Genomic DNA, 3,760 nt, shown 5'->3' on the forward strand with positions numbered 1-3,760 from the left:
AGTGGCGACCGCGAGGTCAGCGCGAACACGAGGGCAGCGACGAACGCGGCCGCCAGGAAACCGGCGGCGAGTGCGGGGCTGTGCACCAGCCACAGGATGACGAGGCCGGCGAGCAGACCGGCGGCGCCGGCGATCAGCGCGGCGGCGCGGGCGGGTGTGGCGGTCGACAGAAATTCGGTGGACAAGGGAGCGGTGGCCATCCGGGCGTTGTCAGCGGCGCGTGGCCCTGGCGTCAAGCCGCCACCTGATCCTTCCCTGCGTTCACCGGGAGGGATCGCAGCAGGAGCCGCGTCGTCGAACGGGCTCGCGGCCGCGCCCGCCGGCGGCGCCGGCGCGGGTGGGACGTCGCTTGACTATCCCCACCCGCGCCGCGCGGATCACCAGATCCGCACGCGCTGCTCGGGGGTCAGGTACATCTTCGCGCCCGGCTTGACGTTGAACGCGGCATACCAGGGATCGAGGTTGCGCACGGTCAGCACGCGCTCGTGATCCGGCGAATGCGGATCGGAGAGCAGCTGCGAGCGCAGCGCCGCCTCGCGCTCCTTGATCCGCCACACCTGCGCCCAGCCGAGGTAGAAGCGCTGGTCGCCGGTCAGTCCGTTGATCACCGGCGCCCGCTTGCCATTGAGCGAGCGGTGGTAGGCGTCGAGCGAGACCGTCAATCCCGCCAGATCGGCGATGTTCTCACCCAGCGTCAACCCGCCCTGGATGTGCTGACCCGGGATCGGCTCATAGCTGTCATATTGCGCGACCAGCTTGTCCGTGAAGGTCTTGAACCGCGCCACGTCGGTCGGCGTCCACCAGTCCGCGAGCTTGCCGGTGGGATCGTATTTGCGACCCTGGTCATCGAAATGGTGGGACAGCTCGTGGCCGATCACCGCGCCGATCGCGCCGTAGTTGACGGCCGGGTCCGCCTTGGCGTCGAAGAACGGCGGCTGCAGGATCGCGGCCGGGAACACGATCTCGTTCCAGGTCGGATTAGCATAGGCGTTGATCGTCATCGGGGTCATTCCCCATTCGGACCGGTCCATCGGCGTGCCCAGCTTGTGCAGCTCGCGGTTGAACTCGAACTCGTCGGCGCGCGCGACGTTGCCGACCAGGTCGTCGCGCGTGATCTGGAGCGCCGAATAGTCGCGGAACTTGTCGGGATAGCCGATCTTGGGCGTGAAGGCGGCGAGCTTGGCATGCGCCTTGACCTTGGTCTCGGGTGCCATCCACTCCAGCTTGTCGATCCGCGCGCCCATGGCGGCGATGATGTTCTTGACCAGCTGGTCGGCGGCCGACTTCGACTCCGGCGGGAAATATTTGTCGACATATTGCTGACCGATCGCCTCGCCCATGCTGCCCGAGACGACGCCGACCGATCGCTTCCAGCGCACCTGCTGCTCCGGCACGCCCGACAGCGCGGTGCCATAGAAGGCGAAGTTCGCGTCGTCGAACCGCTTGGGCAGATAGGCGGCGTAGGAGCGCAGCACGCGCAGCCGCAGCAGATCCTGCAGCACCGGCAGCGGCGCATTGGCGAACACGGTCGCCTCGCCCGTGATCGCGCTCGGCTGCGACACCAGGTAGAAGCGCTGGTTGCCCATCCCGAGCTGGTTGGCGTAATCGGCCCAGGGAAAGCCCGGCGCCTTTATCGTGAAGTCGACCGCCGTCCACTGATTATAGGTCTTGTCCGCGTCGCGGCTCTCGATCCGCGTCCAGTGGACCTGCGCGATCTGCTTCTCCAGCCCGTACACCGCCGCCGCGCGCGCGTCGGCACCGGTCTCGCCGGCGAGCGTCAGCATCCGCGCCAGATACGCCTGATAGGCGGTGCGCACGGTGGCGAGCTGGGGATCATCCTTCAGGTAATAGTCGCGGTCGGGCAGGCCGAGGCCGCCCTGGTTGATGCCGACGGCGTAGCTGTTGGGATCCTTGTCGTCGACGCCCACGCCGACGCCGATGATGTTCGGCACGCCATAGCGCGACAGATAGGCCATGGTCGCGACCAGCTGGCCCTTGGTCCTGGCGGCCGCGATACGGTCCAGCCACGGCTTGACCGGCGCGAGGCCCTTGGCCTCCACCGTCGCGACGTCGTTGAAGCTGGTGTAGAAGTCGCCGATCTTGTCGCCCGGCCGCTGCGCGGCGGCCTCAAGGATGGCCTTGGTGCGCTCGCGCGACAGATCGTCGAGCACGTTGAACATGCCGAACGCGGTCTTGTCGGCGGGGATGTCCACGCCCTTGGCCCATGTGCCGCTGGCGTAATCGTAGAAGTCGTCGCCCGGCGCCACGCTCGCGTCGCGGCCGGCGAGATCGATGCCGAAATCGCCATATTGCGGCTTGGTGGAAGGGGCGGCGGCGGCGGTCGGCGCGGGCGCGGTCTGCGCGACGGCGAGTGTGGAAGCGGAGGCGAACAGAAGAGCGGCGAGAACCGGCTGGCGCATCGAGTAATCCTGTAAAGGGGTTGGACCCTGCGCGCGTTGTAACCTGCTGCGACGGCCGGTCAATTATGCTTTTGCTTCGGACGGTTGCGCCATTTCCTCACCGTGCGAAGCCGCCACAGCAACGATGCAACAATATATCCTGCAACGCCAAGGATCGGGGCCAGCAGCAACAGCCCGACGATCGTCGCGAGGCCGAAATGCGCCAGCCAGCCGAGCAGGCCGTGATGAGCATGGACGTTGGTGGCGATCGGCGCGCCCGGCACTTCGCGATCGATTCTGAGCACCCAGATGCCCAGCATCTTCGCCAGCGGCACGAGCGCGAGGAAGACCGCGGTGCCGGGCAGCGTGATCGCGACCGCCAGCGGCACGTTGGCGCGCGCCGGAACGGACAGGAGCGCCGCCGCGGGCATGTGTCCGCCCGGGAACAGCACGGTGCACACCGCGCCCACCGCCGCGCCGCGCGGCACCGAGCGCCGGTTGAACCGCCACAGGCTGGGCTTCAGCACGTGTCGGGACACGGGTCGGAGCCAGCGGTTGCGTTCGATCGACTCGCGCGTGGGGACGTGACCTTTCAGCCAGCCCATCAGCCCGCGCGAGGCCGGCCTCGCCTCAGCCCCGGTCACGCAACAGCCTCCCCGCTTCCTTCTTCCACTCGCGCTCCTTGATATGCTCGCGCTTGTCGTGCGCCTTGCGGCCCTTGGCGAGCGCCAGTTCCACCTTCGCCCGCCCGCGCGCGTTGAAGTAGACGGTGAGCGGCACCAGCGTCATGCCCTCACGCGCCACCGCGCCGTGCAGCTTGTTGACCTCGCGCTCGTGCAGCAGCAGCTTGCGGGGCCGCTTGGGCTCGTGATTGTGGCGGTTGCCGTGCGTGAACTCGGGGATGTTGGCGTTGATCAGCCACACGCCGCCGTTCTGGATGTCCGCATAGGACTCGGCGATCGAGCCTTCGCCAAAGCGCAGCGACTTCACCTCCGTCCCGGTCAGCGCCAGCCCCGCCTCGTACACCGTCTCGATCGAATATTCGAACCGCGCCCGCCGGTTCTCCGCCACGATCTTCTTCTTGTCGAACACGGGCGGTTTCGGACGGGCCATCGCCACGATGTAGATGGTCGCGCGGGTGAACGCTACTTCGGCTTGCGCCCCAGCGGAATCCTCCAGCGCAGCATCAGGCGGTTGACCGGGATGCCGCCGGGCAGGCCCGCCGCCTCCGCTTCCGCCGCCAGCTTGCCGCCGCCCAGCCCGATCTCCGCCCTGGGCAGCGCCGGACCGGCCGGGGCGCCCTCGGCGCGCGTTGGTCGGGGCGCATGGCTCAGCGGTCGTACTTCGCGACCAGCGCGCCC

The 3,760-nt window shown here is 68.2% G+C and carries 5 protein-coding genes; all 5 read right to left on the reverse strand.

Features of this window, described 5'->3' with window-relative positions:
• Nucleotides 1-185: hypothetical protein (locus tag HUU95_RS10670; RefSeq protein WP_217429818.1), on the reverse strand; the 185-nt coding region annotated here is incomplete at its 3' end.
• Between the two features lie 192 nt (nt 186-377).
• On the reverse strand, nt 378-2,420 hold the full coding sequence (locus HUU95_RS10675) for a M13 family metallopeptidase (RefSeq protein ID WP_174280096.1): 2,043 nt from the start codon (nt 2,418-2,420) through the stop codon (nt 378-380).
• Between the two features lie 59 nt (nt 2,421-2,479).
• Nucleotides 2,480-2,938 (reverse strand): DUF2062 domain-containing protein, encoded by a 459-nt coding sequence (locus tag HUU95_RS10680; RefSeq protein WP_254602744.1) that lies wholly within the window; start codon nt 2,936-2,938, stop codon nt 2,480-2,482.
• A gap of 91 nt (nt 2,939-3,029) precedes the next feature.
• On the reverse strand, nt 3,030-3,512 hold the full coding sequence (smpB, locus tag HUU95_RS10685; RefSeq protein ID WP_174280099.1) for an SsrA-binding protein SmpB: 483 nt from the start codon (nt 3,510-3,512) through the stop codon (nt 3,030-3,032).
• A gap of 32 nt (nt 3,513-3,544) precedes the next feature.
• On the reverse strand, nt 3,545-3,760 hold a 216-nt coding region (locus HUU95_RS10690), incomplete at its 5' end, for a hypothetical protein (RefSeq protein ID WP_174280097.1).

It is taken from the genome of Sphingomonas bacterium (assembly GCF_903643065.1).
GTDB lineage: Bacteria > Pseudomonadota > Alphaproteobacteria > Sphingomonadales > Sphingomonadaceae > Sphingomonas.